Raw genomic sequence first — 5,130 nt, 5'->3', positions numbered from 1 at the left:
GGCATAACTCAATTCCCCCACAATCCTGCCATTCTCCTCAAACAGCTCCAGCTCCAGATCAAACTTGACTATTCCAAGAGCGGGATCAACAGATGAGACAGCCAACCCGGGTAGTTTCCATTCCGGGATCTCATTGTTCTGCCAGGCAAACATCACCTGGAACAGCGGGGTATGCGCTAATCTACGCGGTGGCTGCACTATTTCCACCACCTGTTCAAACGACAGGTCCTGATGTGCCTGTGCTGCCAATGCGGTTTGCCGCACATACGCCAGCAACTCAATCACACTTGGTGCACCCGATAAATCGATACGTAAGGCCAGCGTATTGACAAAGAAACCGATCAAGGATTCTATTTCCTGGTGGCTGCGGCCTGCGCTCGGTGTGCCGATAACTACATCCTCCTGATCCGACAGACGCGACAAGACCGTCGCCCAGGCCGACAACAGGGTCATGAATAACGTGACGCCTTGCTGTTCACTCAAATGCTTAAGGGATTGTGTCAATTCCGCATCCAGGTCAATAGGCACCCTATTCCCCACAAACGACTGCTGAGGAGGACGTGGTCGATCGGTTGGCAAATCCAGTAACACCGGCGCGTCAGCCAGCAGGGTACGCCAATAGTCGGATTGAGCCTGAACCCGTTCAGCCGACAGCCACTGACGCTGCCAGGCGGCGTAATCAGGGTATTGGATCACCAGCGGCGGTAGCGGGTCAGGTTGTCCGGCCAGAAAAGCCGTATAGAGGGCACTTAATTCAGACATCAACACGCCTACAGACCAGCCGTCCGACACAATGTGATGCTGGGTGAGCAAAAACTGGTATTTATCATCCGTGAGCCGAATGAGAGAAGCGCGGATAAGCGGGCCATGACCGAGATCAAATGGCGTGTAAGCTTCCTCGGTGCTCAGGCGTTCAAGTACGGTTTCAGCATCCGGTATCCCACGCAGGTCATGTTGAGATAAAGGCAAACCGTTGTCTGCACTCAACAATTGCACCTGTGGCTGACCGTCAACAGAGACGAAGACAGAACGTAACGCTTCATGACGGGCAAACAACCTGTCGAGCGCCTGCTGCCAGGCAGCGATATCCAGCCGACCACACAAGCGCAGTACCATCGGGATATGATAGGTATCACTCACGCCCTCAAACTGGGCCAGGAACCACAGACGCTGCTGTGCGAATGACAGCGGCAACACCCCCTCACGGGATATCGGCGTGATGACGGGCAATAGCCTGCGCTGCTCATCAAACTGGGCATGCATTGCCTCAGCAAAGGCAATCAAAGTGGGGGCTTCAAACAACGTGCTCAATGCTAGTTCGATACCTAACGCCGCTATCCGGTTCATCATCCGCACCGCCAACAACGAATGACCGCCCAGCGCAAAGAAATTGTCATACCGGCTAATCTGTTCAATCCCCAGCAACTCACACCAGATAGCCGCCAGCACAATTTCGGCTTCCCCTTGCGGAGCTTCATAGCGCTGACGGGCAAAGGCTTCCTCACCTGGCACCGGTAATACCCGGCGATCCAGCTTGCCGTTAGGGGTTAACGGGAAAGCATCCAAACGGACAACGGCCGTCGGCACCATATAGTCAGGCAAAACTGCACTCAGGTGAGCACGAAGGCTGTTAATCAGACCGTCATCCTCTGGCGCCACCACATAGGCGACCAGCCGTTTGTCCTGCCCGTCACCCAACACCAATACCTGCGCTTCACGTACTGCAGGATGCTCTGTTAGCCGTGCTTCGATTTCTCCCGGTTCAATACGAAAGCCCCGGATTTTAACCTGCTGGTCATTACGACCAACAAATATCAGGTTGCCGTCCGGCAGGTAACGGACCAAGTCCCCGGTACGGTACATACGTGCACCCGGTTTATCGCTAAACGGATCTGTAAGGAAACGTTCAGCCGTCAGCTCAGGGCGATTGAGATAACCCCGCGTCACACCGGTACCCCCAATATACAATTCCCCTACTGTCCCCAGTGGTACTGGCTGACCGTAGGCATCTAACAGATAAACCCGCATGTTGGCCGTCGGACGCCCGATAGGGATCCATGTATCCGTATAGTCTGACGGACAATGCCAGGTGGTGGCACACACCGTGGTTTCTGTCGGACCATAATCATTGAACAGATTTACCCGACTCCGCAATGCCTGAAGCAGCGCCGTACTGGGTGCTTCACCACCCAGTATCAAGGTTGGCTTTATCGTTAGCGCCGGTAAATCGCCCCCTTCCTGGAGAAAAGCCGGTGTCAGGAAAGCGTGCGTCACTCTCTGTTCTTCCAGATAATGCCAAAGGCGTAATGGATCCTGACGAACCGTGTCGGCAGGAATAACCAGACTGGCCCCACCACCCAATGCAGTCATCATTTCCGCGACACTGGCATCGAAACCAAAGGAAATAAACTGCAATATCCGACTGGTCACCTTCACGTCAAGCCGGGTAATTTGCGCCAGAGCCAGATTAACCACACTATGATGTTCAACCATCACCCCTTTCGGCGTGCCGGTTGAGCCGGAGGTATAAATCACATACGCCAGATGCCGTGAAGTCAAAGCAGGAACCTGCGGGTGACTGTCCGGCTGGTCAGGCAATTCATTCGGGTCAAGCACCGTCAGGCTCACAAGGACGTTCTCACCCAACGCTGTACGTCCGGCGTTATCCGCCAGTTAAATAGCCGGTGCCGCATCAATCAAAATATGCCCCAAACGCTCACCCGGATAGGCAGGATCCAGCGGCACATAAGCCCCACCCGCTTTCAGCACCGCCAGCAATCCCACCACCATCGCCGGTGAACGCGCCACGCAAATCGCCACCCGCTGGTCCGGCTCCACGCCCAGCGCAATCAGTTGATGCGCCAGCCGGTTAGCACGGGCATTCAGCTCGGCATAGCTGAAAGTCTGGTCTTCATACACCAGTGCCGTCGCATCCGGTGTTTTCTCGGCCTGTTGTTCAAATAACTGATGAATACACAGCGGGTCAGGATAGGGGGTTTCCGTGGCGTTCCAGGTTGCCAGCAATAGCCTGCGCTCTGCCGGGGCCAAAATATCGATTTCCCCAATTGACTGTTGAGGATGAGCCACCATCGCTTGCAGTACCGTGTGCAGATACCCCACGTAGCGCTCAATCGTCTGTTGGTCAAACAGGGCCGCAGCATAACTCAACGNCCCCACAATCCTGCCATTCTCCTCAAACAGTGCCAGTTCCNAAATNAAACTAANANGGTCAGGATAGGGGGTTTCCGTGGCGTTCCAGGTTGCCAGCAATAGCCTGCGCTCTGCCGGGGCCAAAATATCGATTTCCCCAATTGACTGTTGAGGATGAGCCACCATCGCTTGCAGTACGNAGCATAACTCAACGTACCCAAAATCCTGCCATTCTCCTCAAACAGTGCCAGTTCCAGATCTGGCTTGACTGTGCCAAGAGCGGGATCAACAGATGAGACAGCCAACCCGGGTAGTTTCCATTCCGGGATCTCATTGTTCTGCCAGGCAAACATCACCTGGAACAGCGGGGTATGCGCCAGTCTGCGCGGTGGCTGCACTATTTCCACCACCTGTTCAAACGACAGGTCCTGATGTGCCTGTGCCGCCAATGCGGTTTGCCGCACATACGCCAGCAACTCAATCACACTCGGTGCACCCGATAAATTAATGCGTAACGCCAGCGTATTGATAAAAAAACCGATCAGGGATTCCACTTCCTGACGACTGCGGCCTGCGCTCGGTGTGCCGATAACCACATCCTCCTGATCTGACAGGCGCGACAGGACCGTCGCCCAGGCGGACAACAGGGTCATGAATAACGTGACGCCTTGCTGTTCACTCAAATGCTTAAGGGATTGTGTCAATTCCGCATCCAGGTCAATAGGCACCCTATTCCCCACAAACGACTGCTGAGGAGGACGTGGTCGATCGGTTGGCAAATCCAGTAACACCGGCGCGTCAGCCAGCAGGGTACGCCAATAGTTGGATTGAGCCTGAACCCGTTCAGCCGACAGCCACTGACGCTGCCAGGCGGCGTAATCAGGGTATTGGATCACCAGCGGCGGTAGCAGGTCAGGTTGTCCGGCCAGAAAAGCCGTATAGAGGGCACTTAACTCAGACATCAACACGCCTACAGACCAGCCGTCCGACACAATGTGATGCTGGGTAAGCAAAAACTGGTATTTATCATCCGTGAGCCGAATGAGAGAAGCGCGGATAAGCGGGCCATGACCGAGATCAAATGGCGTGTAAGCTTCCTCGGTGCTCAAGCGTTCAAGTACAGTTTCAGCATCCGGTATCCCACGCAGGTCATGTTGAGATAAAGGCAAACCGTTGTCTGCACTCAACAATTGCACCTGTGGCTGACCGTCAACAGAGACGAAGACAGAACGTAACGCTTCATGACGGGCAAACAACCTGTCGAGCGCCTGCTGCCAGGCGACGATATCCAGCCGACCACACAAGCGCAGTACCATCGGGATATGATAGGTATCACTCACTCCCTCAAACTGGGCCAGGAACCACAGACGCTGCTGTGCGAATGACAGCGGCAACACCCCCTCACGGGATATTGGCGTGATGGCGGGCAATGTCCTGCGCGGTTTATCAGACTGAGCACGCATTATTGCCTCAGCAAAGGCCATTAAAGCTGGCGTTTCAAACAACGTGCTCAAGGGCAGTTCGATACCTAACGCCGCTATCCGGTTCATCATCCGCACCGCCAACAACGAATGGCCGCCCAGCGCAAAGAAATTATCATGCCGGCTGACTTGATCAATGCCCAGTAACTCACGCCAGATAGCGGCCAGAGCAATCTCAACCTCCCCTTGCGGGGCTTCATAGACCTGACGAGCAACATCCTCCTCCCCCGGCACCGGTAACGCCCGGTGATCCAGCTTACCGTTCGGCATCAACGGGAGGGCATCCAAACGTACAAAAGCCGCCGGGACCATATAATCAGGCAACAAGACACTCAGATGTTCACGCAAACGGGAAACTAACCCGTCATGCGCTTCCGCCGCCACATAGGCGACCAACCGTCTGTCTCGTCCATCATCCAGCGCCAGCACCACCGCTTCCTGCACCGCCGGGTGTTCCATCAACCGGGTTTCAATTTCCTCCAGCTCAACCCGGAAGCCG

Annotated in this window: 1 pseudogene; it reads right to left on the bottom strand. The window is 55.0% G+C overall.

The annotated features are described in order from the left end of the window. Positions 1 to 5,130, bottom strand: a pseudogene (locus PTE_RS27155) (amino acid adenylation domain-containing protein); the annotation flags it as partial.

Origin of the sequence: Photorhabdus khanii NC19, assembly GCF_000517265.1 — a bacterium.
In the GTDB taxonomy this organism is placed as follows: domain Bacteria; phylum Pseudomonadota; class Gammaproteobacteria; order Enterobacterales; family Enterobacteriaceae; genus Photorhabdus; species Photorhabdus khanii.
The sequence above is the reverse complement of the archived record's forward strand: the minus strand, read 5'-3'. Positions and strand labels throughout refer to the sequence as shown.